Origin of the sequence: Granulosicoccus antarcticus IMCC3135, assembly GCF_002215215.1 — a bacterium.
GTDB lineage: Bacteria > Pseudomonadota > Gammaproteobacteria > Granulosicoccales > Granulosicoccaceae > Granulosicoccus > Granulosicoccus antarcticus.
The window spans coordinates 7,233,981-7,259,506 of sequence record NZ_CP018632.1; the positions used below are offsets into that span (position 1 = coordinate 7,233,981).

21 protein-coding genes are annotated in these 25,526 nt (G+C 54.3%); 8 read left to right on the plus strand and 13 right to left on the minus strand.

Annotated elements, in window-relative coordinates; translation table 11 throughout:
* The first annotated feature begins 48 nt into the window (after positions 1–48).
* Positions 49–1,566, plus strand: coding sequence for a B12-binding domain-containing radical SAM protein (locus IMCC3135_RS31390; RefSeq protein WP_088922187.1), 1,518 nt, complete (start codon positions 49–51; stop codon positions 1,564–1,566).
* Between the two features lie 59 nt (positions 1,567–1,625).
* Here IMCC3135_RS31390 and IMCC3135_RS31395 read toward each other — a convergent pair whose 3' ends face one another.
* The 7 genes from IMCC3135_RS31395 to IMCC3135_RS31425 all read right to left on the minus strand — a co-directional run bounded on the left by IMCC3135_RS31395 (position 1,626) and on the right by IMCC3135_RS31425 (position 13,402).
* Positions 1,626–2,999, minus strand: a complete 1,374-nt coding sequence (locus IMCC3135_RS31395; RefSeq protein WP_205737805.1) for a TFIIB-type zinc ribbon-containing protein — start codon at positions 2,997–2,999, stop codon at positions 1,626–1,628.
* 66 nt (positions 3,000–3,065) lie between these two features.
* A complete protein-coding gene (locus IMCC3135_RS31400) occupies positions 3,066–4,172 on the minus strand; it encodes an SPFH domain-containing protein (protein WP_088921179.1) in 1,107 nt (368 codons plus the stop codon).
* Between the two features lie 2 nt (positions 4,173–4,174).
* A complete protein-coding gene (locus tag IMCC3135_RS31405) occupies positions 4,175–5,344 on the minus strand; it encodes a toxic anion resistance protein (protein WP_088921180.1) in 1,170 nt (389 codons plus the stop codon).
* A gap of 163 nt (positions 5,345–5,507) precedes the next feature.
* On the minus strand, positions 5,508–6,356 hold the full coding sequence (locus tag IMCC3135_RS31410) for a 5-bromo-4-chloroindolyl phosphate hydrolysis family protein (RefSeq protein ID WP_088921181.1): 849 nt from the start codon (positions 6,354–6,356) through the stop codon (positions 5,508–5,510).
* 116 nt (positions 6,357–6,472) lie between these two features.
* Complete coding sequence (locus tag IMCC3135_RS31415; protein WP_088921182.1) at positions 6,473–7,144, minus strand: thiopurine S-methyltransferase; 672 nt, start codon at positions 7,142–7,144, stop codon at positions 6,473–6,475.
* A gap of 10 nt (positions 7,145–7,154) precedes the next feature.
* Positions 7,155–10,706, minus strand: coding sequence for a UvrD-helicase domain-containing protein (locus tag IMCC3135_RS31420; protein WP_088921183.1), 3,552 nt, complete (start codon positions 10,704–10,706; stop codon positions 7,155–7,157).
* On the minus strand, positions 10,703–13,402 hold the full coding sequence (locus tag IMCC3135_RS31425) for a PD-(D/E)XK nuclease family protein (RefSeq protein WP_157736459.1): 2,700 nt from the start codon (positions 13,400–13,402) through the stop codon (positions 10,703–10,705). The genes IMCC3135_RS31420 and IMCC3135_RS31425 overlap by 4 nt, the downstream gene beginning before the upstream one ends.
* A 121-nt stretch (positions 13,403–13,523) precedes the next feature.
* Between IMCC3135_RS31425 and galE the strand changes: the two genes are divergently transcribed.
* On the plus strand, positions 13,524–14,537 hold the full coding sequence (gene galE, locus IMCC3135_RS31430; RefSeq protein ID WP_088921185.1) for a UDP-glucose 4-epimerase GalE: 1,014 nt from the start codon (positions 13,524–13,526) through the stop codon (positions 14,535–14,537).
* A gap of 82 nt (positions 14,538–14,619) precedes the next feature.
* Here the strand turns inward: galE and IMCC3135_RS31435 are convergent, their stop codons facing one another.
* Positions 14,620–16,089, minus strand: a complete 1,470-nt coding sequence (locus IMCC3135_RS31435; RefSeq protein WP_088921186.1) for a serine/threonine-protein kinase — start codon at positions 16,087–16,089, stop codon at positions 14,620–14,622.
* A gap of 75 nt (positions 16,090–16,164) precedes the next feature.
* Entirely contained in the window at positions 16,165–16,728 is a 564-nt protein-coding gene (locus IMCC3135_RS31440; RefSeq protein WP_157736460.1) for a hypothetical protein, read from the minus strand.
* 167 nt (positions 16,729–16,895) lie between these two features.
* Here IMCC3135_RS31440 and rnt point away from each other — a divergent pair, with 167 nt between their 5' ends.
* On the plus strand, positions 16,896–17,558 hold the full coding sequence (rnt, locus tag IMCC3135_RS31445) for a ribonuclease T (RefSeq protein WP_088921188.1): 663 nt from the start codon (positions 16,896–16,898) through the stop codon (positions 17,556–17,558).
* Between the two features lie 15 nt (positions 17,559–17,573).
* Positions 17,574–17,990 (plus strand): alternative ribosome rescue aminoacyl-tRNA hydrolase ArfB, encoded by a 417-nt coding sequence (gene arfB, locus IMCC3135_RS31450; protein ID WP_088921189.1) that lies wholly within the window; start codon positions 17,574–17,576, stop codon positions 17,988–17,990.
* Between the two features lie 18 nt (positions 17,991–18,008).
* Here arfB and grxD read toward each other — a convergent pair whose 3' ends face one another.
* Entirely contained in the window at positions 18,009–18,347 is a 339-nt protein-coding gene (gene grxD, locus IMCC3135_RS31455; RefSeq protein ID WP_088921190.1) for a Grx4 family monothiol glutaredoxin, read from the minus strand.
* Positions 18,348–18,563: 216 nt separating this feature from the next.
* Positions 18,564–19,175, minus strand: coding sequence for a superoxide dismutase (locus tag IMCC3135_RS31460; protein ID WP_088921191.1), 612 nt, complete (start codon positions 19,173–19,175; stop codon positions 18,564–18,566).
* A gap of 377 nt (positions 19,176–19,552) precedes the next feature.
* On the opposite strand from IMCC3135_RS31460, the gene IMCC3135_RS31465 reads away from it, so the two are divergent.
* The 4 genes from IMCC3135_RS31465 (at position 19,553) to IMCC3135_RS31480 (ending at position 23,208) form a co-directional block, all read left to right on the plus strand.
* Positions 19,553–20,764, plus strand: a complete 1,212-nt coding sequence (locus IMCC3135_RS31465) for an aspartate aminotransferase family protein (protein ID WP_088921192.1) — start codon at positions 19,553–19,555, stop codon at positions 20,762–20,764.
* A gap of 15 nt (positions 20,765–20,779) precedes the next feature.
* Positions 20,780–21,685 carry an ornithine carbamoyltransferase gene (argF, locus tag IMCC3135_RS31470; RefSeq protein WP_088921193.1) on the plus strand — a complete coding sequence of 302 codons (906 nt, stop codon included), beginning with the start codon at positions 20,780–20,782 and terminating at the stop codon, positions 21,683–21,685.
* A 23-nt stretch (positions 21,686–21,708) separates the two neighbouring features.
* Complete coding sequence (locus tag IMCC3135_RS31475; RefSeq protein ID WP_088921194.1) at positions 21,709–22,248, plus strand: hypothetical protein; 540 nt, start codon at positions 21,709–21,711, stop codon at positions 22,246–22,248.
* 114 nt (positions 22,249–22,362) lie between these two features.
* Positions 22,363–23,208 carry a hypothetical protein gene (locus IMCC3135_RS31480; protein WP_157736461.1) on the plus strand — a complete coding sequence of 282 codons (846 nt, stop codon included), beginning with the start codon at positions 22,363–22,365 and terminating at the stop codon, positions 23,206–23,208.
* A gap of 41 nt (positions 23,209–23,249) precedes the next feature.
* Here the strand turns inward: IMCC3135_RS31480 and IMCC3135_RS31485 are convergent, their stop codons facing one another.
* On the minus strand, positions 23,250–24,770 hold the full coding sequence (locus IMCC3135_RS31485) for a hypothetical protein (protein ID WP_088921196.1): 1,521 nt from the start codon (positions 24,768–24,770) through the stop codon (positions 23,250–23,252).
* 66 nt (positions 24,771–24,836) lie between these two features.
* Complete coding sequence (locus IMCC3135_RS31490; RefSeq protein WP_236994697.1) at positions 24,837–25,418, minus strand: polysaccharide biosynthesis/export family protein; 582 nt, start codon at positions 25,416–25,418, stop codon at positions 24,837–24,839.
* Between the last annotated feature and the right edge of the window lie 108 nt (positions 25,419–25,526).

Genomic DNA, 25,526 nt, shown 5'->3' on the forward strand with positions numbered 1-25,526 from the left:
AGCCATGGCAACCACCAGAGGCCGGTATAGGGTATGGTCACAAAGATCATGAAAGACATAACATTAGCCACCATAAACGCCCGATATATTCACGCCTCCCTGGGGCTGAGATATCTGTTCGCCAATATGGGCGAGCTGCAACCACGCACTCTGTTGCAGGAATTCACGCTGGAACAACGGCCAGAGGACATCGTCGAGCTGCTGCTTCGTGATGAAGTCAAAATCATCGGCTTTGGCGTCTACATCTGGAACGTGCTCGAAACCACCGATGTCATGCGATTCATCAAGATTCTGCGCCCCGATATCCAGCTGGTTATAGGCGGCCCCGAAGTCAGTTATGAGCTCGATGAGCAACCCATCTGCAAACTGGCTGATTTTGTCATCACCGGTGCTGCGGATACCGCCTTTGCCGAACTGTGCGAGGAAATCCTGCGCGGTGACAAGCCTTCCAAACTGGTCTCATCACTACCCATTCAGCTGGATTCGCTGGCATCGCCTTATCCCTGGTACAGCGATGAAGATGTGGCGCACCGGGTGCTCTATGTGGAAGCCTCGCGCGGCTGCCCCTTCAAATGCGAATTCTGCCTCTCATCACTCGACAAAAGTGCCGTGGCTTTCGATCTGCCTCACTTTCTCGATCAGATGCAGCAATTGATCGATCGTGGTGCTCGCCAGTTCAAATTCGTTGATCGCACCTTCAATCTGAAAGCTGAGACCAGCCGGCAGATACTCGAATTTTTTCTTACGCAGATGGACAAGGGCTTGTTTCTGCATTTTGAACTGATTCCGGATCGCCTGCCAGAGGTATTGCTCAACATTCTGCCCCGCTTCCCGCCCAATTCACTGCAGTTTGAAATCGGCATTCAGTCTTTCAATGCTGAGGTGCAAAAACGCATCAGTCGCCGCCAACAGCATGAACGCACGTGTACCAACCTGGTGTGGCTGCGAGAAAACACGACCGCGCATGTCCATGCGGACCTGATTTTCGGACTTCCCGGAGAAGACCTGCACAGCTTTGGTGAAGGCTTTGATCTGCTGTACTCACTCGGGCCGCAGGAAATCCAGGTCGGTATTCTGAAGCGCCTGCGTGGTACGCCTATCGCACGACATACCGCAGAATATGACATGCGCTATCAAGCCACTCCGCCTTATCGGATTCTGGCTCACAAAGATGCCAATTTCGACACTATTCAGCGCATGGTACGTTTCGCCCGCTATTGGGATCTTATCGGCAACTCGGGACGCTTTCCCTCAACCTTGCCAACCCTGCTCGGCGATTCACCCTTCGTACGCTTTATGGGACTGAGCGACTGGCTGTTCAAAACCACAGCCCAGACACATCGCATTGCCTTGCCAAAGCTGTTCGAACTGTTGCGCACGCATTTGCTGACAGAGCTGCAACTGGATATGGATACCGTCCATGAGCAGCTGTTGTCGGATCACAAACACAACAGGCTGAAAGGAGTACCCGCCTTTGCGCGTCAACAGCAACCGTCAGCGGCGGCGATCGATGCCAGCCGCCAGGCCGAGGCAGCGACAGCTCAGCGACAAAGACGTCACCTGTAAAGCTCGTGAAATAGCCTGACTATTTCACGAGCCCTGAGCCTGACATTCTGCCTTGATGTTCAGAAGCGGACATCAGGCGCTCGGTCATTGAAATCATTCAATGGAACATCCGGCCAGCGGCTCGGACTGGGGCTACTGCCCCAGTCACGGTTCACGCTGCTATTGATCCCCGTGGTAAAGCTGCCATTCAGAACACTCCCACCACCCGAGCCCTCCATCAGTAACAAGGTGGCTGCCGCAAAGGCAATTGCCGCGACCACGGCCAGTGATATCTTCGCCACACTGTAAGGCCTTTCGCCCTGTACTTTACCGCTTCGAGCGTTAACCACAAACCGGTACGTCTTGTCTCGAAACTGAAAACCAGCCGTCCACACGGGTAGCAGCACATGCTTGAAGGTGGTGTCGCTGTGCTGGGTATTGATTCGATTGATACGCTGTTGATCACCACCGATGGCGCGCCGTACATCTCCGTGGATGACCTTGTCCATCGTTTGCTGCGCAATATTGAAGCCTTCGTCCAGATCCACCTGATAGACCTCACTACTAAAGCCCGCCAGGTAATCCTCCGTGTAGGGCACCAGGTTTTCCAGATCCCAGGGCGCCAGCCAATCCGTGATCTTGCGCGGCAAGGTGCGGGTAGCACCAACCAGCACATCGTCAAAATGGCGTGAAGTGCGTCCACTGGCCGGGTACCAGCGAATTTTCGGCACCTGTCGGGTACGCGTCACCCGACGCCCGTTGACTACTTCAGTAACCCGCTGGCTGACGTAATAGACCTCACCACGCTGACCACTGTAGGCGGTGACGGTATCACTGTCATAGGTCCAGTATGGAATATAGACCCCGTTCAATGAGGCGTCATCCCGCGCATATTTCTTCAGTGCATTGGGTGCAAACCAGCGTCTCTTCAACCAGTCTCGATAAGACTTTCGAGCCTGCTCATCAGTGATGGCAAACGGCAGTAACCCCTTGGGCTTGAGCGGTTTGGAATGGCTGGTTTCCGTGACGACATCCGTTCCACAGAATGGACATTCCCCCGCATGTATATGGGCATCCATCGCAAACTGTGCAGCACAGTTCGGGCAACTGATGATGCGATTGTCGGGCGTGATGGTTGCCGTCGTATGCAGCTTCTTCAGTGCCGCATGGAAATCCAGCTCCTCCAGGCTTTCGGTACTTTGCTCGATGATATTCGAATGCCCGCAATACTGACACACCATCGAACGCGTACCGATGGCGTAGTTCAGCATCGCACCACACTGCATGCAGGGGAAGCGCTTTTCGGTCAGAGCCCGTGTCGTTGTCTCGCCCACACCCGGCTCAACGGCATGCTTGTCATCCGGCCAGTGATAGCTCTCCACTGCCGGGGAGTCAGCATCTCGCTCCGCCAGGCGCTGTTCCATCTGTAACTTCAATCGTTCAACCAGGCTCATGCTACCTCTGCTGTACCAGTTGCCCACCACGACTATCTGACTGAAGAATAGCCACGCTCAATACTCTTACGCCCCTGGTATGGGTGGCGGTGTTACAGGAGCTTTGCTCCAGATCACCGACAATGCTTCAACACTGCCAGCTGGCTGCCATTCGTCCATTGACTCTGTCCAGACCAGACTCTCTTCATTCAAGCGCCCACCAGAGGCTTGCTGCTTAAGCAGCTCAATCGTATAAGGTCCCTGGGCCGCGCCATCAACAACCATGTGGTACATAACCTGCCCGGCACCCGGCACCGGTGGAGGAGTTGTATTACTACCACCTCCCAATTTGTCATTCATGCGATTGGCCATGGCCAGACCGATTCCCATACCGATACCATCGGAGGCTCCACCACCAGGATTCTGCGCACCCGCTTCCATGGCAACACCCGTCTGGTACTGCAGAAAACGATCAAGATTACCGGTCATCCCCATGCTGGTCCGCTTGTCCAGCGCTTCGGATACCGCAGGCGGCAAGGAGATGTTTTCAACCAGAATACGTGTCAACTCCAGTCCGTATTCACCGAATTCAGGAGCGATTCGATGGGTCAGAAATTCACCCAACTGATCGTAGTTCGCGGCCATATCCAATACCGGAATATTGGAGCTGCCAATGATGGTTGCAAAACGCGAAGTAATGAGGTTACGCAATTGAGAACTGATTTCTTCAGTCGTGAAAACACCGTCAGTACCGACAATCTCACGTATGAACTTCAAAGCATCGGTAATGCGAACACCGTAGGTTCCGAAAGCACGAATACGCAAACCACCAAACTCACTGTCGCGCAACATCAGCGGATGCCGGGTTCCCCATTTCATGTCCGTGAAACGTCGGGCATTGCAAAAATAGACTTCGGCCTTGAAAGGGCTCTGGAAGCCATGGTGCCAGTTCTGCAGTGTTGTCAGTAGCGGCAGATTTTTGGTTTCCAGCTCGTAGGTACCAGGGCCCAAAACATCGGCTACCTGTCCCTCATTAACGAAGACAGCAATCTGTGCCTCACGCACGATAAGCTTCGCACCGTACTTTATTTCGTTGCCATAGCGCTCAAAGCGATAGACCATCGTGTTGCTGGTGCTATCAGTCCATTCGATAACATCAACGAACTCTGCAAACAATTTGCTGAACAGCCCCATGATCAGACTCCTGCCACAGGCTTGCTGCTGGTCCGGGCGGATGCGGATTTCAGCGTCTCTTTCAGCTCTGCTTCCATCGACTCCAGCTGCGTTTCGGCCTCTGCCCGTCGACGCTTGCCTTCATCAGCAATCTGCAGACTCTCTTCAACCGTGGCGATCAGATTTTGATTGGCACGACGCACAGCGTTGACATCAAAGACTCCGCGTTCCAGCTCTTCACGTACCGTCCTATTGGCAGTCTGCAGGTTTTCAGAGTTCTTTTCCAACAACTCATTAGTCAAGTCACTAGCGGCCTTGACGCTCTTGGCGGCTTCAGCCGATCTGAATATAGTCACCGCTTGTGCCAGTTGCTGGCGCCACAAAGGTACGGTGTTAACCAGAGTCGAATTGATCTTGTTAACCAGACCCTTGTCGTTTTCTTGTATCAGACGAATGCTGGGCAGGCCTTGCATAGCCACTTGCCGAGTCAGTCGCAGATCGTGGATACGACGTTCCAGATCATCGCGGCCACTACGCAGATCTCGCAACTCCTGAGCTTGCAATATGTCATCGGAATCAGCCGCTTTTGCCTCTGCTGCCGGTACCATTTCCTCATCGATATACTTGAGCTTTCGTTCACCTGCGAGAATATAGGCCTCCAGGTTATGAAAATAATCCAGGTTGGCACTGTAGAGCTTGTCCAGAGATTTTATATCGCGCAGTAACAGAGTCTTGTGCTTTTCCAGATCATCCGTCACAGCGTCCACCTGTTGACGTACACCTTCATACTGCTGGATGAACTTGGCAACCGGCGTGACACCACCGAATAATTTCTTGATGAGACGCATCAGAAATCCGGGGCGATTATTGGGGTCGAAGTCTTCTACTTCAAAACCGCGCAAAACCGACACCATCTGATTGAGCGAGGTTCCCGCAGAGCCCAGATCCTTGTTGCGAACACCTTCGAGCATGTTGTCCGAGATGCTGGTCAGCTCTTGCTGTGCCTTGCTACCGAAGAAGATGATCGAGTTGCTGTCAGTCAGATCGATCTCGCTCATCAGCTTGTCGATTCGGCCGCGCTCTACAGGGTCAACCTCTTCATAAGCGACGATATCGTGCTTCAGATCAGGCAATAGCTCGGTGCCTGGAAGAACGTCAACCTGCGTTGCAACGTCAGTAGGATTGGGGGGCATAGGAGAGTCTCCGTCACGTATATTCGGTGTAATGCATCTGTCCGGAAAAGACAGTGCAATGTTCAATTATTCTGACAACAACACTTTTACAAAAAAGGATCTGCTCGGCAGCTCTGCCGGGAACAAGCATCCGGAACGTCTCGCCTGCCTGAAACAGCCCTAGTCAGGCAACGCCTTCTTTTTCAATTTGCATCTGCAGAACCTCGATAGTGACATCCAGATCGGACAGATTGTTTTCCTTGAGTTTGACTTGCTGTTCTGCAATAACTGTTTCAATAGTCGTCAAGACTCGACGGAAATTGTCTTCCAGCGCATGTTGCTCGCCTTCGATATGTGTCTTGGCATAACCTTCAGTCACTTGCTGTGCACCATCCAGATAAACCTTGAGAAATTTTCGTGCGCGACGTGCATCGACTGGATCGCTTTCGATCGTGTCAAGAATATTTCGTGCTTCTTTAACAATACGGCGCAAGCGATCCTTGAATTCGATATTGCTGATTTTTTGACTCGAATTTTCAATACTGACCAAACGGCCTTCGGCTTCATCAAGCAGTTCCAGCAGCTCTTCGGTGGTGATACCAATGGCGGCAACTTCAGGATTCTTGTTGGCCGAGTCAAAGTCGTAATACAGGTAGCACCCCAGCAACACGGCCACGGCCCAGAGCAGACTTACAACAAGACTGTACTGGCCTGACAACCCCTGCCAGGCAACAATGAATATGCCAGCCGATACCAGGCCTGCACCCAACAGACGGTACTGGATAGTGCTGGCGCGGCGGCGCAGTCGTCGCTTGCGTGCCTCATTATCCAGGCGAATACCTTTTCGAATAAGCGTCGCTGCCGCCATGGCAAGCACAAAACCGAGGCTTCGCACGACAGCCTTCAGAGGCTCGCCGTCCATCAATGCGAAAAATGAAGCCGGCAGCAAAGGGAACGCCAGAATGTAGAGCATGAAACCACGCCACAACACCTTGGGCTTGGAACCGGGTTCGATTCGGGTAGCAGAAGCCATGATCAGCCCAAAAATGCCTGACAGGAAATCATTCCTACCGTTGCCAGCAATATGAAAAAACCGATGATTCGTTGCAGTGCTTTAGGCATGATACTGGACTCAATTTATTGATTTTTCTAGCGATTACGAGTCAATAGATAGACCCGTTCGTCAAGCGTTTCAAGGCCACGCTCAGCCAGATTGCCAAGTCGCTCGGGGCCGGAGTAATGCGCAAGCTCGACGAGATCAAAGTCATTGCCATGCAATGCCTGCACATTCTGATCTGAGACTGAAAAGGGAGGCCCTGCCATACGACTCTGATCGTAGGCGATGGTCAGCAGCAGACCTTTGGTGCCGGTTGCCACACTCTGAGCCAGATGCCCGGTGTAACGAGCTCGCATGTCCTCTTCCAACGCAATCATGGCAGCGCGGTCGTAAAAAGCGTGACACTGCGCCAGATGATTTGGCGTCAGGGCAAAGAAATCACCCACAAGAAGATCAATACCTTGTGCCTGACCAGTACCCGAGTAAACGATAAAGGCTTGCTCTTCTCGACGCTCATAAGGCAGAGCGTTTTCTTCGAAAAAGGACTTTACCGCCTTCTCGCTGAGCTCCACGCCCAGCACCGGATGGCCGCTCTGGTGCAACCACAGAATATCCAGTGACTTTCCACACAAGGGAACGAATACGGGAGCTCCTTCGCTGAGCTCCAGGCTCGCCCAATATTTTTGCAACCGCTTGTTAGCGGTGTCCTGGTGGAACCCGATCTTGTCCTCAGACCACTTGCTGAGCCAGTATTCTGCTTGCATTGCGCCTCCCTCAGTGCTTGCTGCCCTGTTCACGGTTGGGTGGCTCCCACTCTCGCCACCCTTTGAGCAACGGAAAATACAGCCCCACCCGAACAGGACCTTCATCCATGCGCCTGATGATATCAGCATAGCGATTCAACTGATCGGCATAGCGCATCTGTTCACTATCAAGAAACAATTCAACTTGCCCGCCCTGATGATCCCCGGTCTTGAAGTCCACGATCCAGCGAACCCCCTGCTCATCCACAAAAGTACGATCAATCACCATCTGCCGCACCTCCCGGTTCCAGACACCCATAAACTTTTCAGGATCCCCATCACCCTCCTCAGCCTCCTGCACCACACTCAAAGCCCATTCTGACCGGGCCTCTGCATGCGGGCTCAAGGCCCAGCGCCCACGCTCATCTGCCAACGTGCTGCGAACCGCCAGAAGCACGGTTTCAGTGGCCTGTGGCAGCATTTCCTTTTGGACACCCATATTCCTCAGCTGTCGCTCAGCAATAATGCCCAGCGCATCAAAATCGACATTGGCAAGACTATCGGCGCTTTGGGCAAGCATCTGCAGTTGCTGATGAACAACAGTGCCGATATCTCGCGCCGTACGCCCAGCCCAGGAGAACTTGACTGACTCGGAATCAACTTCCTGCTTTTTAGCGACTTTTTCCCACTCAAACGAAACAAATGACGGCATTTCGACGTCAACTGGCAATCTTTCAAACGATGAAACAGTTGCACTCACAGGGTCGGACTCAATCGGAAGCCCCGGTGGTTCATGGGTGTCTGATATCTCCGCCAATGATTTATGGGTGTCTGACACCTCCTCAGGCGCGGGGGAAATTGGCTCCGGCGATTTATGGGTGTCTTCTGTTGGCAGGTCGGGTTCGAGCAGGGGCCAGAGGGGTTTGAGCAGCGATGAGTTTATGGGTGTCTGATACTGGTCCTCGGTATTGCGGCGGATGCGGCCGATAAGGTGGAGGTGGTGGCGGGCGCGGGTGCAGGCAACATAGAGCAGGCGTAGCTTCTCCTGCTCGTCGCAACGCTCGCGGGCCTTGCGAACCAGACGGTTGATTCGATCACGACGACCCGGCGGCAAGCCGGATTGCTCCAGAGGCGCCAACAACAGCTGCGGGCGGCCATCCAGAGTGCTTTCGAACCAGTTAAGCAGTTGCGTGGAGTCACCGCGCGGCTGGCGATCCAGAGCCGGCAATATAACTGTTCCGAACTCCAGCCCCTTGGCCTTGTGCAGCGTCATCACCTGAATCCGGCACTCACCTTCCTCGGCGTTGGCCGCATAGAGCGACTTCATGACTTCGGTGAGCACGCTTTTCTCCCACAGCCGCCCATCAGCTTCCAGCGAGCTCAGTCGCGCCAGAGCCCGCTCTGCAGCATCCCGATCTACAGCATCGCGGCACACCACAGGTCCCCCGAGCTGCAACCAGACAGACTCCACCCACGGCAGCAGCCTGCCACGCGAGGCACGCTTCAGCGCAGGTTCGAGAATGGGCAGCAAACGAGCTGCCCGGGCCTGACCATCAGCTGAGAGCAACGCCAGGCGAGCCGGATCTCGCAGCAATTCGATCACAGTTGCCTCACGCCCACTTTCACTCATGAGTGCGTGCAGATCATTGAGTGTCATACCGACGAACGGTGCTCGCAGCAGTGATAACCAATGTAATCGATCATGTGGATACCGCAATGCCAGACACAGCGATACCAGATCACGTACCACTGCCCGCTCGCCCACCTGGTCCATGTCGATGGATTCATAAGCAAGCGAACGAGCTCGCAAGGCATCAAAGATGTCACCGGCCTGCGAACGGGTGCGTACCAGGATGGCGACCGTATGTTGTGGATCGATTGCCAGCGCCTCGGCCGCCAGGCAGGCCACCAACTCAGCCTCATCGAATCGCTCCTTGTTAACCAGGGTGTGAACCTGCACGCCCCCATCGGTAGTCAGATGTGCATCAGAAGGGGAATAGGTAACTGCCCCGCTGTCCGCATCGGCTCGCTTCGGAAATATGGAGGCGAAGATCTGATTGACCCATTTGATGACGTCGGGCGCGGCTCGAAAATTAACCGACAACGTCAATGATTCCAGCTTCACCGGTCCAATGCCATCATCGCCTGCCTGAGCAAACAGAGCGACATCACCATCCCTGAATCGATAGATCGATTGCATCGGATCACCGACGACAAAGAATGTTCTGCCATCTCCCGGTTCCCAGCCACCAACCAGCTGAGCAAACAGGCGAAACTGTGTTTGCGAGGTATCCTGAAACTCATCTACCAGTATGTGCTTGAGCGATAGATCCATGGACAAGGCTAGATCGGTCGGTTCCTGCTCAGTGCCCAGTGCCCGCTGCGCACGTTCCGCCAGCTCGGTAAAATCCACGACTCGGCGCTCGGCGAACACCATATGCAGCTCTAACAGCAATTTCGGCAGAACGCCCAGCAACTGCGACAGCAAAGCCCATTGCTCATCCCGGTAACGCGGATAGGGCAAACTGCAGACCTCAGCCAGCGCCTCGATAAACTCAGGAGACTCTGCCACCCGCTCCAGCAATTCGAGCATATGCTCCTTATGTGACACCAGCAAAGCCGGCTCCACGCCGCGTTTTTTGGCATCACCCTTTGCAGGAAAACCTTCAGCCTTGGTGAGACGTTTACGCAGCCCGCCACTCTTGGTCAGCAACGCCGCACCGATGCCATCCCAGCCTGAAAGATCTTCCAGAGAGGTACCGGGCAACTCTTCAAGATCGAGCCAGCCTTGCATTTCTTCAGGCAGCTCACTCAAGTCGCCTTCAGCATCTTCAAGCAGAAAACCACAGGCCATGTGCAAACGTTCAGGCAGACCCTCGATCAACACATCGGGCACCAGTGCATACAGATTATCAAGTCGTGACTCAACCAGCTCACCCAGCATGCTTTCCAGAATGGCACGCAATTCATCATGGTTATCACCGAAGCCATAGACATGGCGCTTCCATTGATCGCGACTGGCCAGCAGATTGGCGAGCAACTGTCGCGCCTGTTCAAGCCGATTACCGACTTGCAGTAATACCAGCCCCATCGAATCGATATTTGACTCTATGAAACGTGATGCCACATCGCGGTACAGAGCACTGGCATCCTCCACTATACCGGTCGGCGCACCCAGTGCCGAAGTCACGGGCAGTCGATGTGCCAGTTGCGTGGCGAGGGCATCAATGGTCCTAAGATTCAGACGCTGCGGGTTGCGAATCAACTGCCACTGGCGTTCTGCATCTCGCTTCAATACGTCTCTGGCAAGCGCCAGCCCTTCCTCTTCGTAAACATTGGACGCAGGCTCACCGCTATTAGCCCGTTCCAGTGTTTCCACGACGCGCTGACGCATTTCGCTGGCAGCTTTGCGCGTGAAAGTAATAGCCAGTATTTCCTCTGGCTCTTCAACGCTTTGCAACAAGGTCAGAATGCGGCGAGTCAGTAGCTCGGTCTTGCCCGAACCCGCCGGCGCCTGAACAATGAAAGAGGTTTGTGGATCCAGAGCTCTGGCTCTGACTGCCGCATCAAGAGGAGCACTCATGCGCCATCTCCTGCGTAACTATCTGATGTCACCTCATCCTCGTCGTTTGTCGTTTTCGCCAAAACCACCTCGTCGATACGGCACAAGGATTTCAATTCGCAGTGCAGGCAGGCAGTCTTGATGGGCGTAATCGTGGCGGTGCCCTGACGTACTTCTGCAGCGACCACATCCAGCGCTTCGCGCCAGTGTGCGCGCCAGTCATTCCAGTCCTCCAGAGGACGCTCTGTCGCCTGCCCATTACGGGACTTCATGACTGTGGTCTTGACTTTGGGTATCAGCATGGCATCACTGGCCACGCCCTTGAAACCGGTTTGATTACGCGCCACCTGGGCAAATATGGCACCCTGGATATCATCATTGGTCAACACATACAGCGGCAATTGCGGGTTGATGATTCTCTCATCAGCCCAGGTATTGACGCGATTCGACGTGCCAGTCTTGTAATCTATAACGACCAGATCATTACCCACCCGGTCGATGCGATCCAGCATCACATTCATCACGATGCCACCGTGCTCCAGGCTCTGTCGCTGCTCAAGACTGACCACCTCAAAGGCCTGGCGCGGAATTTCAGATTGCGTCAGCCATTCCTCAAGCAATTCGCTCAGACGAATACGTTCAAGAGATTGCAGCTCAGCAGGTACCTGGGCCTCGATGATGGCCTGATCGATGACCTCCAGAACCTTCTCACCCCGTTCTTCATCAGACAGCTGTATCAGTGCCTCATGGCTTCGTACCGCTTTCCAGAACAGCTCCAGCGCCGCATGCAACAAGGTGCCATGCTGGCGTGGGTCCAGCCCCAGTCCTGCCTCTTCCAGTGGACGAATCTGCAGGCGATGCAAGGCGAAGGCACGAAACGGACATAAAGCCTGGTTTTCGAATAATCGCGCCCCACCCTTGACCTCGCTGCCCGCTTCCAGCTCTGGCCCCTTGTCATCCACAATGGACTCCAGACACAAAGAGGACTGCAAATGCTTCACAGGGTCTGCAATGGCAGGCAAATCCTGCATTCTGTCCAGCCGTGATGCTGCCAATTCGCGATTAGGATCGGATGAGGTAATCTCAGGTACGGATGCAGCCTCCAGGGCTTTGCCGTCCCGTAGTTCTGCACGACTGCCTATCAGCAATGGTGCCTGCGAACTCCACATCAGAAATTCACGCTCTGCGAGCGCCAGTCTGGCCGCAGCCGAAGCTCCCGGTACACCTTGCTCTTTCTGTGCAGCCATGGACAGAAACGGACTCGGAGAACCACTCGGTGGCCATTGCTCAGTGTCCAGACCTGCGACCCACAGACAATCGAAATCAATACCGTGGCTTTCCAGCCGCCCCATTATCTGAATGGGAGTACTCGGTGTATCCAGCTGGAATATGCGCTCGCGAGCCAGTTCTTGAAGAATATGCAAAGCACTGTCGACACCGACCCGTTCACCATCATCAAGAAGCTGCATGTCATCCAGACATTCCAGCCAGGCAGAAAATGCCTGATACTCCTCGGTATCAACCGACTCGCCGGGCCAGCCCAGCACTGTCAGCCAGTCGCTGAATCGTGCCGCCCAGCCGGACAGAGTCGTCCAGTCAAGTTCTCGTCGTTCAATCAACTCCCGAATCAAGCGCTCCAGTCGACTCCCCGGATACAAATGTCCCAGCAACTGTTCCAACGTAAGTGAGCGGACTCGAACATCTCGCAGACGACGATCCAACTGTTCGCGTCGACGCGCCTCGCTGGCCGCAGCCTTCAGATAGGGACTAAGCAATACCGCCGATATTTCACTCCCCCGAACCTTTGAGCTACACAATCTGATCAGTGACAAAGCGGCTGTGACCACAGAGGTATCGCTGAGCGGCATACCCAGAGACAGATCATAGGGTCGTCCTTGTGCACGAATCTGGTCTGGCGACATGACTGGGAAAAAGACACGATCAAAAGCGCGCATGACAACTGTACGCTTTTGCTGCAAATCTGGCACCACCAGACCCAGCGACTGATTCGGATCACGTTCAAGCTCATGACGCATATGTTGGGCGATGGACAACATTTCCTGCTCATCATCGGCATAGCTCTGTTTCTGCACGAAGGCATTCGATTGCCGCGTTGCCAGCTCGACACTAACACCGGCACGTTCCAGCGCCTCAGTCAACATCACCAGTTGTGGAGGCAGCTCCAGAAAGCCTTCGAAAATCATACGCTCAGGCAGCAGGCTTGCCCCTTCGGGTGACTCGAACACCTCGATCATATGATTGGCCAGCGAGGCCTCGTCGGTGCTCGACTCACGATCGAGCCATTGTAGATAGGTAGAACACCAATGCTGCCAGGTGTATTGATCCTTGGGCAGATAGTCATCTTCCGGGTTGCGGCATTGCCAGGCGCATGAAAGCTCCCAGGCAGAGCGAGCGGCAGAAGTTGCCGCGTCAACATCCAGAAGTTCCAGATTTTTATCGGCAGCTATACACTGTCGCCAGACTTTCTGTTGCAGCAAATCGGGTAATAAAGTTCTTGATGACAGCCCCTTGGCAAGCGCTTCTGCATGCAAGGCACGTAGCCAGGCGCGCAAAGGCAGAATAGAGGGGGTTTCCCACCACAACTGTCCCTGTGATAGCTGCCAGCTCTGATAGCGACCAAGGTGATGGCGCGCCAGACGCTGATTGACGGTAATCAATACCGCGCCACTGGCTAACTGCTGGCTATGGTCATTCACTATCCGATCAGACTCTGAAAAATGCGCATCGGGATAATGGCACAGGCCTGCCTGAAATATCCAATGAGCAGGGATACAATGACACTCGATTTCTCATAACTCACAGCGATCATCCTCAATAATGAAAAACAAGCCCATACTCGTCACCGGCGGTGCCGGCTATATCGGAAGTCATGTTGTCAAACTGCTGGGTGAACGCGGTGAAACCGTCGTCGTACTCGATGATCTGTCTACCGGCAATGCTGACGCCGTCCTGTATGGCGAACTCGTTGTCGGTAAAACCGGCGATATGGAGCTGGTCAGCAAGCTTATTGCTGACAAGGGCATTGATACCGTTCTGCATTTTGCTGCACACACCATCGTACCCGAAAGCGTATCAAATCCGCTGAAGTACTACGCCAACAATACCTGCAGCACGCGCAACCTGCTGCAAGCCTGCCAGGACAACGGTGTCAGCAACTTCATATTTTCATCAACAGCCGCCACCTATGGTGTGCCTGACGAGAGCATCGCAGCCTGTCACGAAGAACTGCCGACGGCCCCTATCAATGCCTATGGCACCTCGAAGCTGATGTCCGAGGCCATGCTGCGTGATCTGAGTGCGGCCACCGATCTGAAGCATGTCGTGCTGCGCTATTTCAATGTGGCTGGCTCTGATCCCGACGGTCGTATCGGTCAGTCCACACCTGAAGCAACCCTGCTCATCAAGGTTGCCGCCGAAGTCGCTCTGGGCAAGCGAGAGCAGTTGTATGTCTACGGTACTGACTACCCGACCGAAGATGGTACCGGCGTACGTGACTATATTCACGTCACCGATCTGGCCGGCGCTCACCTGGCAGCTCTTGATTACTTGCGCAATGGTGGCGATTCCACGCTACTCAACTGCGGCTATGGACACGGCTTCAGTGTTCGACAAGTCATTGATGCCGTTGAACGTGTCCATGGCTCCGCCATCAAGGTGATTGAACAGCCTCGACGTGCGGGCGACCCACCGGCTCTTATCGCAGCAGTCGACAAGATACATCGCACACTTGACTGGAAGCCCAGCTTTGACGACCTGGATACCATCGTCAGAACGTCACTGGAGTGGGAAAAAACTCTGCAAGCCCGCCGACATAACAGCAACGAAGCCTGATTTATCCGGCTGACCCAATCGTGCAGAGCCCTGATCCCGGACTCGGGGTCAGGGGGCTCTGCATTAAAGACTGGACGAGCCCTTACAGGCTGATATCGACCTGCGCGGCAGTGGCAATGGAAGCTTTCGTTTCCAGCAGATCCGAAATATATCGGTAGTAATGCAAGTGGATCTTGGGCGGCAAATCACTCAGTGCATCCGCGGACAACTCCAGAGCTTTGACATCCGTCAGAGCCCGCAGCGAGTGGGACTCCGATATACCGTTGATAAATCGTGCTTCTCCAAAACAGGCACCGTCGGCCAATACCCGTACGAACTTGTTGTGATAACGGACTTGTGCAATACCATCGGTCAGGATGAGCAGGCAGCGCTGTGAGTTACCGGCAGCCACCAGTGTGTCGCCCCTTTTGAAACTACGTACGCGCACCTTGCTCAGAAGCTGACTGATCTCCCCGTCAGAGAAAGACAGAAAGAACGACTGTCGTTTCAAGCGACTGACCAACTTCTTCCAGGCGGCCGGGCGACGCGTCGCCAAACCGAATTTCTCGATGAAAGGCTGTAATGCATGCGCCAGTTCCTGCCCCGTCTGGTAACGTGCCTCCGGCTTTTTCTGCAGAGATTTTGCCAGCACTTCGGATAACTCAGCAGGCAAGTCAGGGCGTATTTGCCGTAGTTGCGGCGCAGTTCGATGCACAACCAGGCGAAACAGGTCCTTGACCTTGCTTGCCTTGAAAAGCTGGCGACCGGTCAACAACTCAAACAGCACCGTGGAAAGCGAGTAAAAATCACTTTCCGGCCCCAGCTCCTGCCCCAGAATCTGCTCTGGTGACATGTAATTGGGTGTTCCCAGTGTCGGTCCTTTGCGTTTCAGTTCGCCATCTTCCTTCAGCCCAACCGCAATACCAAAGTCCAGCAGCTTCACCACGCCATTGTTAGCCAGCATGATATTGGCCGGCTTGATGTCGCGATGCAAGATACCTTGCTTGTGCGAATAATCCAGGGCGGCACAGCATTCAGCGATAACTCTCAGCGCCTCGTGCACAGGCAACAATGTCTTGCCCTTGCCATATTCCTTCAGCGACTTGCCTTCCACCACCTCCATGACAAGGTAGTTCAACTCCTCGTACTGTCCGGCGTCATAAACCGTCACGATATTGGGGTGTGTCAAACGTCCGGCGGCTATGATCTCTGTTTGATAAGCCCGCTGCGCACCAGGCACCTTGCCCGAGGAAACATGGGCTTCGCCAATGGGCGACAGCTTGACCGCTACTTCACGGCCCAGAAGATTATCCAGAGCCTGATGAACAACACCGCAGGTGCCACTGCCAATACGGCGGCCAATGGTGTAGCGATCAATCTCGGCGGGCACCAGAATATCCAGCGGCCTGATGGACACAGGCGGCGTCACTTTACCGTCACCTGAGCCTCCATCGGTAGGCTTTACCATGTTATCGCCCGCAACCGCTTTTCGTGTTCTCGGCTCATTGCAGGCGATGGCACGACGGGCCAGACGTGCAGCTAATACAGCACTTTGTCGAACGGAGGCTGACACAGGATGTTTTGCAGCTTACTGATATGACAGGAAGGAACAGAATCATAGCATTCTCGCCAGTCGAGCCGGACATACTCACGCAGTAATGATCCATTGTGTTCCTCCCTGCCCCCCAAGCGATGTAGTCGGTGCTGCGCCCTGAAGCGACACTTCGTCAGGCTCAACATTTACCAGTGACTCTGGCCAGATGCTTCCTATAACTGTCGACAGCACAATGAAATACGCTAGCGACATGACAACACTGACGAACATACGAACCTCAAAAGTGTGACGGATGACATGTGCCATCAATGACAGCCCCCAAACCAGCAATACGAAATCTGCCAGCGTTCCAACGGCCCCACCGCCCGGCTCCAGCGAAGCCGGCCTCAGAGCAAATAGCGGCACAGCTGCCATATTTATGAACAGAGAGGCTCCGGAAAGCCCACCAAAGGCTTGTTCGAACCGCCCCGGATGCCCCACAATTGACAGGGCAAGCCATATGACAAGCCCGGTGCATCCGATGTCGATCAGCGACTGCAGGAAAGCACGCTCAACACCAAAAGGCACGGCCAGGGCCATTACGTAGCTGACCACGGCCAAAGCGATGCCAATCTTCAGCTGACCACGGCCCTTCGGCAGGTCCTGTGGCTTGCCCATAAGGAAAGCTATGTTGAAATACTGCTGTATCAGTTCACGCACAGTGCAAAAACGTCGCGCATTCCGGAAAGGTTCGATGGTATCACCTACACCTGCGTGTATCATTCTTCGCTTAGATAACCTTTCCATTGCCATCCCCTCGCACCGCTCAGGAGCGCTTAGCGTATATGTACCAACCCGGACAAGCCTATTCCCTCAGTGATCGTTTCAGAGGCTACCTGCCCGTTGTCGTCGATGTTGAAACCGGCGGATTCAACGAGCGCAATGATGCCTTGCTGGAAATTGCCGCCGTTTTGCTGGGAATTGATGAAAATGGTCAGCTGAAGCCCGTCAAGAGCTACACCACACACGTTGTGCCTTTTGATGGCAGCAACATCGAACCCAAGTCGCTGGAAGTCAATGGAATAGACCCCTACCACCCACTACGGGCTGCCAGAGAAGAGCGCGAAGCGCTGTCTCATATCTTCACGCCGGTGCGAGAAGCCGTCGCTGCTGCCAATTGCACACGTGCCATCCTGGTCGGCCACAATGCCTTCTTCGACCTCAAGTTTGTCAATGCAGCTGCCGATCGTTGCGGTATCAAGAAGAACCCGTTCCACCCGTTCAGCTGCTTTGACACCGTCTCGTTTTGCGGACTGGCCTACGGTCAGACTGTGTTGGCGCGCTCAGCTGTCGCAGCAGGCATGGAATGGGACACCGCAGAAGCCCATTCGGCTATCTACGACACCCGCAAGACAGCCGATCTGTTCTGCTCCGTGATCAACCGCTGGGAAGAGCTGAATGCTGGTACTGAAGCGCCTATTGCAGACGGCTCCTACGTACCTCGCTGAGCGTGTGCCGCCATCATGCTGAAGATCAACGACAACCTGTCCATTCCCATCGAGGAAATCGAGTGGCAGGCTATCCGTTCTCAGGGTGCTGGCGGCCAGAACGTCAACAAGGTTTCATCGGCTGTGCACCTGCGCTTTGACGTCAATGCATCCAGCCTGCCCGAACATATCCGGCAAAAACTGTTACAAATCAAGGACAAGCGCCTGACCAAGGATGGCGTGATCGTGATCAAGGCACAGCAGCATCGTCGTCAGGACCAGAATCACGCGGATGCTCTGCAACGACTTGCCGAACTGATCAGGGAGGGGGTACACGTCCCGATCAAACGCCGCCCTACCCGCCCGACCCGAAACTCGGTGTCACGGCGACTGGACAACAAGACAAAACACTCAAGACTGAAAGCCAGCCGCGGCAAGATTGACCACGACTGACCGTTAATTCAGTCAAATTCAGGCTGATTGAGCTGCAGCCTTGTCGATCATTTTCTTCAAATCGCCGCTTTCGGCCAGTTCCATGACGATATCGCAGCCACCGACCAGCTCCCCTTCGATATACAGCTGTGGAAATGTTGGCCAGTCAGAAACCTGCGGCAGAGTCTCGCGAATCGCAGGGTCTGCAATGATATTGACGAAAGCAAATTCCTGTTCGCATTGCTTCAATGCTTCTACTGTGCGCATGGAAAAACCGCACATGGGCAACTGAGGCGTGCCTTTCATGTAGAGAATTATCGAATTTTCGGAAATTTGCTGTTCGATACGGGTACGGACGTCGGATGCTTGGTCACTCATGATGCTGCTTGCTCACGGTCAAAAATCAAGATAGTGGCCGGCAGTGTACTCCCAGTGATGGGTGCGCACACTCGGCAGACGGATAATCTGGGGAGTTACCAGCAAAACTGCAAGAGGCGTCGCGCCGGACGGAACATTCACACCGTCCGGCAACGTAACGCCCTACCCCGGCCCCAGTACATCCCGGGGCCGGGGGTCTGACTCAAAAAGCGTGGATCAGCTCGCAGATGCGGCAGCGAATCGCTCTGAAGTCTTGGCCCAATCAACTACTTCCAACCAACCATCGATGTAGTCAGGACGCTTGTTCTGATACTTCAGGTAATAAGCGTGCTCCCAGACATCCAGTGCAAGGATCGGAGTGCCCTGGCTATCGGCAACCGACATCAGTGGGTTGTCCTGGTTAGGCGTTGAGGTGATTTCCAGCTTGCCGTTCTTGACGATCAGCCAGGCAAAACCAGAACCAAAGCGTGTGATACCAGCCTGCTTCAGGCCAGTCTTGAGCTCAGCCATGGAACCGAATGTGGAATCAATAGCTGTCGCCAGCTCACTGCTGGGAGCGCTGCCACCGTTGCACATGGAGTTCCAGTACAAAATGTGGTTGTAGTAACCACCACCGTTGTTACGAATCGCCGGAGAAGTGCTTGAGTCAACCTGAGCCATTACTTCTTCCAGTGACTTGTCAGCCAATGGAGTGTCGTTCACAGCACCTGTAAAGTTGTTGAAATAGGTGCGGTGATGCCGGTCGTAATGGATCTCCATGGTCTGAGCATCCACATGTGGCTCAAGAGCCGTGAAGTCATAAGGCAGATCTGGGAATGTGAAAGACATGTAAAACTCCTTGAATGTTGTACGAAACAACCGACGCCAGCGAACCGGCGGCGGTAATCATGGAAACGGCTCTTTGCCAGCCCCGTAAAAGACCGGCTACCGACCGCTGTGCATCGGCATTACCGTATACCAGTACTGATGGAATTACCGACGTATGGTCTCACCGTAGTTTCCGCCTTGGCAAGCTTGGGGGAGCGTGATGGTAGAATCTGCATGTCACCCTGCTCTCAGCCGTAACCTGCCGGCCTTTGAGAGGGACTACACGAGCTGCGCTCAAGTCATTGTCCAGAGGCAATCCCTGAAACGATGGCTTGGCGAGTCCGCGCAACTGTAATAGTATCAGGCGCCTGTTATTCAACCCTTAAGGCCTTACTACGATGGCTTCATTGATGGCCGCCTACGGTCGTTTGCCCGTTTCCATGCTCCGCGGCGAAGGCGCTCGCCTGTGGGATGACAAAGGTCGCGAGTATCTGGACGCACTGAGCGGCATCGCCGTCTGTTCTCTGGGACACGCTAACCCTGTCATCGCCGAAGCTATTGCCAGCCAGGCTCGTGAGCTCATGCACGTCAGCAATGTCTACAACATTCCCCAGCAGGAAGAGCTTGGCGAACAACTGTGCCGTGTATCTGGCATGGACAAGGCTTTCTTCTGCAATTCAGGTGCAGAGGCCAACGAGGCTGCCATCAAGATCGCACGCTTGCATGGCCATGCCAAAGGCATTGCAACACCCACCATAATCGTCATGGATACCGCCTTTCATGGCCGCACCCTGGCGACTATCTCGGCGACCGGCAATCAGAAAATCAAGGCAGGCTTCGGCCCGATGCTGGAGGGCTTCGAAATCGTGCCTTTCAACGATGTGGCAGCCATTGAGGTCGTCGCCAGCAAACGCGATGACGTCGTCGCCATCATGGTCGAGCCCATTCAGGGCGAAGGGGGCGTCAACATTCCCGACGAAGGCTATCTCAAGGCACTGCGCGCACTGTGCGATCAGCACGACTGGCTACTCATTTGCGACGAAATCCAATCGGGAATGGGCCGCACCGGCACCTGGTTTGCCCATCAACACGAAGGCATACAACCGGACATCATGTCCGTGGCCAAGGCGCTGGGGAACGGCATGCCGATCGGTGCCTGCCTGGCTCGTGGCGCTGCTGCAGAATTGATTCAGCCCGGCACTCATGGCACAACCTTTGGCGGCAATCCGCTTGCCTGCCGAGTCGGTCTCACCGTTATCCAGGAAATGGAGCGCCTTGATCTGATAAACCGTGCGGATGAACTGGGCAAGCGCATGCTCGACGGTTTCCACAGCGCTCTGCATAATCAACCAGGCGTTCGTGCGATCAGAGGCCAGGGCCTCATGCTGGGTGTCGAGCTCGATGTACCCTGCCCCGAACTGGTCAGAAATGGCCTGGATGCCGGCATCCTGTTCAATGTCACCGCTGGCAATGTCATACGCCTGCTACCGCCGTTCATCATCACCAACGAAGAGGCCGATGAAATCGTACGTCGCATTTGCGATCTGATCATCGACTTCCTGCAGCACGCCGACCTTCCAGCAAGCAGTTCTGCTGGCTCCAACGCCTGAACTGTTTCCAAAAAAATGCGACATTTTCTATCCGAGAACGATCTCACGGCAGACGAATTCCGCGCCATCATCCAGCGTGGCAGCGAACTGCGAAAACAATGGGAATCTCACAGCTGTGAAGTGACCCTCCCACAGCGCGTGCTGGGCATGATTTTCGAAAAATCCTCTACCCGCACACGCGTATCCTTCGAAGCCGGCATGACGCAGCTGGGTGGCCATGCGATCTACCTGTCACCGGACAACACACAACTGGGACGCGGCGAACCCCAGGCTGATACGGCGCGAGTACTGTCGCAGATGGTCGATGCCATCTCGGTACGCACCTTTTCGCACGAGTCACTGGAGCGTTTCAGTGAAAATGCAACAGTGCCTGTTATCAATGCCCTGACTGATCTGCTACACCCCTGCCAGCTACTGGCCGACATGCAAACCTATCTGGATCACCGTGGTGATATCAGCGGCAAGCGCGTGGCGTGGATTGGTGATGGCAACAACATGTGCAATTCCTATCTGAACACAGCTCGCCTGCTCGGCTTCCACCTGTGCTTTGCCTGCCCTGATGGCTACGAGCCGGATGCACAGATACTGGCAAACGCCGGCAACCATGCCAGTCGTGCAGCAACGCCTGCAGAAGCCTGCACCGGTGCTGATCTGATCGTCACTGATGTCTGGGCCAGCATGGGACAAGAAGAGGAACAGAAGGCCCGCCTGGTGGCTTTTGAAGGCTATGAGATCAACACCGAGATGATGGCTCTGGCCAATGAGGACGCTTTGTTCATGCATTGTCTGCCAGCACATCGCGGCGAAGAAGTGTCAGCGGAGGTCATTGACGGCTCTCAGAGTGTCGTCTGGGAAGAGGCCGGCAATCGACTCCACGCACAGAAGGCCCTGCTGGAATTTTTGCTACTACACGCCCAATAGCCAGAACACGGAATTTTTCAATCATGTCCATCAAAGACAGTTTCACCGACGACGAATGGTTTCTGCTCAGTGCCATGCCCGGACTGATTGGAGCTGCCATGAGCAATGCAGCCCCCAGCGGCATCATTGGCACAATCAAGGAAATGAGTGCCACCATGCGGGCTTCGGCACAAGCCAAATACGACCATCCGGAGAGCGAACTGATCAGCGAGCTGATCACCAAAGCTGCAAACTGGGAGGAGGCTAAAGAGAAAGCGGCCGATTATCGTGAGCGGGCTCAGGCACACGTCAAGTCCGCCAATGTTCATAACCGTGAAGATCTGCAGAACATGGCGGTGAATGATTGCCGTACAGCCGCAAGACTGGTTGAGGAGCGTTGCAGTGAAGCCGATGCAAAAGTCTACAAAGAGTGGACAATCAACGTCGCACGTTCAGTAGCTGAAGCGGCCAAGGAAGGCAGCATACTGGGGTTTGGCGGTGAACGCGTCTCAGCTCCAGAACGCGAACTTCTGAGTCGCATCGAAGCTACTCTGGGCATCAAATCCGGCCTGCTTCTGGCCTGAACGAGTTCTGTTTCAGCCTCGGGAGACTGAAACAGATCATTCCGTCACCACCTCGCACATGGCACGATTACTGCTTCACGTCAGAGTTTAGATTGACATGGAGTACTGAGGTTCGTGGACCAAGCTAGCAACACTCTCACGAAGCCTGACAACATGCCAGGCGCCCTGAGCCGATTGATCACACACCCGACAAGGGCTCGTGCCTTTGGCATTCATCTGGTACTGAGTCTGCTTTTCTTCTCGACTCTGGTTGCCATGATGCTGCTGTACTGGTTTCCCGGAGAACTGTTCTTCGTCGATGGTGGATGGCAAGGTCTGAAACTGGTCGCCATGGTCGATCTGATACTGGGGCCAGCACTAACACTGATCCTGTTCAAGCCTGGCAAACCCGGACTGATGATGGATATGTTCATGGTCGCCGCCATTCAGATTGCAGCCCTTGGCTATGGTTTTCACACCACTCACCAGCAGCGTACGGTCGCCATCGTTTATGCCGAGAACGGCTTCAACACTCTGTCTGCGAAAGACAACCAGGATGCCAACCAACAACTGCTCGAACTTGAGCAGCAACCACAACCCTTGCCGCCAACAGCCATGCTGAAGGTGCCACTACTGCTGACACCAACGCCATCCCTTGAAGATGGCGGCTATGGCAAGGTTCTGGAAGATATGTTCAATGGCTATCCCAGCCCTCAGGAACGCAGCGACCAGTATGTATCCGTCGTCGAGAATCATGCGGCCATGCGTGCTGGCGCTCTGGGAATTGAACAACTTGCCGAGAAGGGCGTATTGGAGGTGGTTGAGCGGGCCTTGCAGAAGCACTCACTCAAGCCTGAGAATGTGGAGTTCTACAAGTTTCAGGCACGCTATGCCAGCGGCATCGTTCTGTTTGATCCGCAATCCATGCAAATCGTGGATTTTATTGCGCACCAGAAGCCGGACCTGCTGGCGGCCAAATAGCCGCCTTCGGCCAACTCTGACCTCGTCAGGCTCAGATCAGATCAAAGCCCATTGGCCTTGGCTTCATCCCGTACTTCTGATGGCAAGGTGTACTTCAGAGAAAGCAGGATGGCGTTACTCTCGGCAGATGCGGCGGCAATTCTGGCCTTCTGACGACGATAGCGATAGGCCGCTGCGATGGTCCAGTTACGCGCTGCCTTCCACTCGATCCTGGGTTCGACACTGATAAATCGACGAGCATACTCATCGTCCTGATTGACGCCCAGCCGATCCGGCTCATAGGCACGTCCACGCAGGGAAAAATTCAGCCGCGGCGAGATAGTTCTCTGCAGATCACCCGTTAATTCATTGGTTTCCACTTGCGAACCAGAGCTGCTGGGTTCGACATCAACCGCATACTTGACCGTATAACGAGTCTGACCGGCATCGTATGTCAGGGAGACACTGGCCAGCCAGCCATCATTATTCGACTCCAGAGAATCCAGAAGATCCTGGGGTATTTCCTCACCGGGACGATCCTCTGCCCTCAAGGTATCTGACTCGTCAGTTGTATTGGTGTACACACCACCGTCTACGACAAACTTCAAGGTAGGCGTCAAAGAACGCTCATAACCGAGCTTGAAGGTTGCTGTGGTTGATACGGCATCGCGTTTCGGCTTGCGCAGAATATCCTTTTCCGAAGGGTCAGAAACCAGGTCCCCGAAAGGGATAATCGCATACGCGTTGGGCTCCACTTCGGCCGTGTAGTGACTGTAGGAGGCTGTTGCCGTTAATGTCGTGATAGTCGACTGCTTGAATCTCAGACCGATATCAATTTCATTTTCGTTGTAGTCGTCCAATTCACCACTGGGCGTAAAGGGCTTACCCGCATCTTCAATGGTTACCTCACTGTAGGACAACGGCGTACCATCAAAACTACCATCTGCCAATCGTGGAAAAGCTGCAATATATTGACGATAAATGGCATCTTGCGTATCTGGCAGATCATGATTCACCTGCGACAGTGTTGCCTTGGTCGTCAGTATCAGACGACGTGACAGGTCATAGTCAAATTTTGGTTCGATAATATATTCCTGTCGCCCCACATTGCTGGACTGCGACAGGTCATCCAGACCGGTATCAGTGGACAGACTGTCAGTATCACTCAGATCAGCTGCGATATCACGACTGGGGGTGTCCTGCTTGAAGCTGGCCAGCACGCCGTAGCGTGAACGTGCAGAGCGCAATTTGGCGTCGAAGGCCAGATACTGATTAGAATCAAGCCCCTCATCACCGTTGTCATTGGTTGTGGTCAGCAGGGCATCGATTCTGGCCAACCCTCGATAGCTGGCAGACTGGGATTCTCGACTCACACCCAGCTCACCCACCGCACGTGTGGCAGCCAGATTGCCGTCAGCATCAGCAATCAGGTAGTAGTTGTCATCCAGACGCTGATCCAGCGAGATGGACGGATCAAATACCCAGACATCTGCCAATGCTGGCAGACAGACCACAGAGGTCGTCAGACCCGCGACGGCCAGACAACGTACTGCCTTGTTCCTGGACCTGTTGAACGAAGCCATAGATGAGATCCTGATGCGTGACGAAGTCGGTTAGCCAGAGCCGCAGCCCTGCGTGTCCCTGAAAGATCAGGGAACCAGGACTACGTCACCACTTTGCAGGATTATATTCTGATCAAGGTCACGTCCGCGAGAAATCGAACGAAAATCGAATTGATAAGTCACTTCACGACCATCCTGACGGCGCAGGATCTGGATATTGCGGTTGCTTGCGTAAGGTGTAAAGCCACCTGCCAGTGTCAAAGCCTGGACGACATCCACGTAACGTCCAAGGGTAAACTGCCCCGGAGCTTCTACCTCGCCCAGAACGAAGACGGTATAACCGGAAATCTTGTCAACTGAAACAGTGACTTCGGCATCGGGAACATAACGTTGCAGGCGTGAACGGATCTCATCCTGCACTTCCAGAGGCGTACGACCAGAGACCTGGATGTCGCCGGCCAAAGGAAAGGATATACCGCCATCGGGTCGAACCAGTACCTTGCGATCCAGGTCTTCTTCCTTCCAGACAGAGATGTGCAGAACATCCTCTGGACCAATTCGGTATTCGAGACCATTACCCACCTGAGCCTGGGCCATGCTGGGTAGCAAAGCAGAAACAGATAGGAAAATAGCGACTATCAATGAAAAACGAGATGTCAAAGCAGACATGGCTGGCATTGCGTGAGGCTCCTGGAAGTAGACAGACGGCAGGGTCCCGTAGGACCCATACCTCTGCCAAAGATTCAATTCCACCAGTATAGCTGATCAGCATTGATG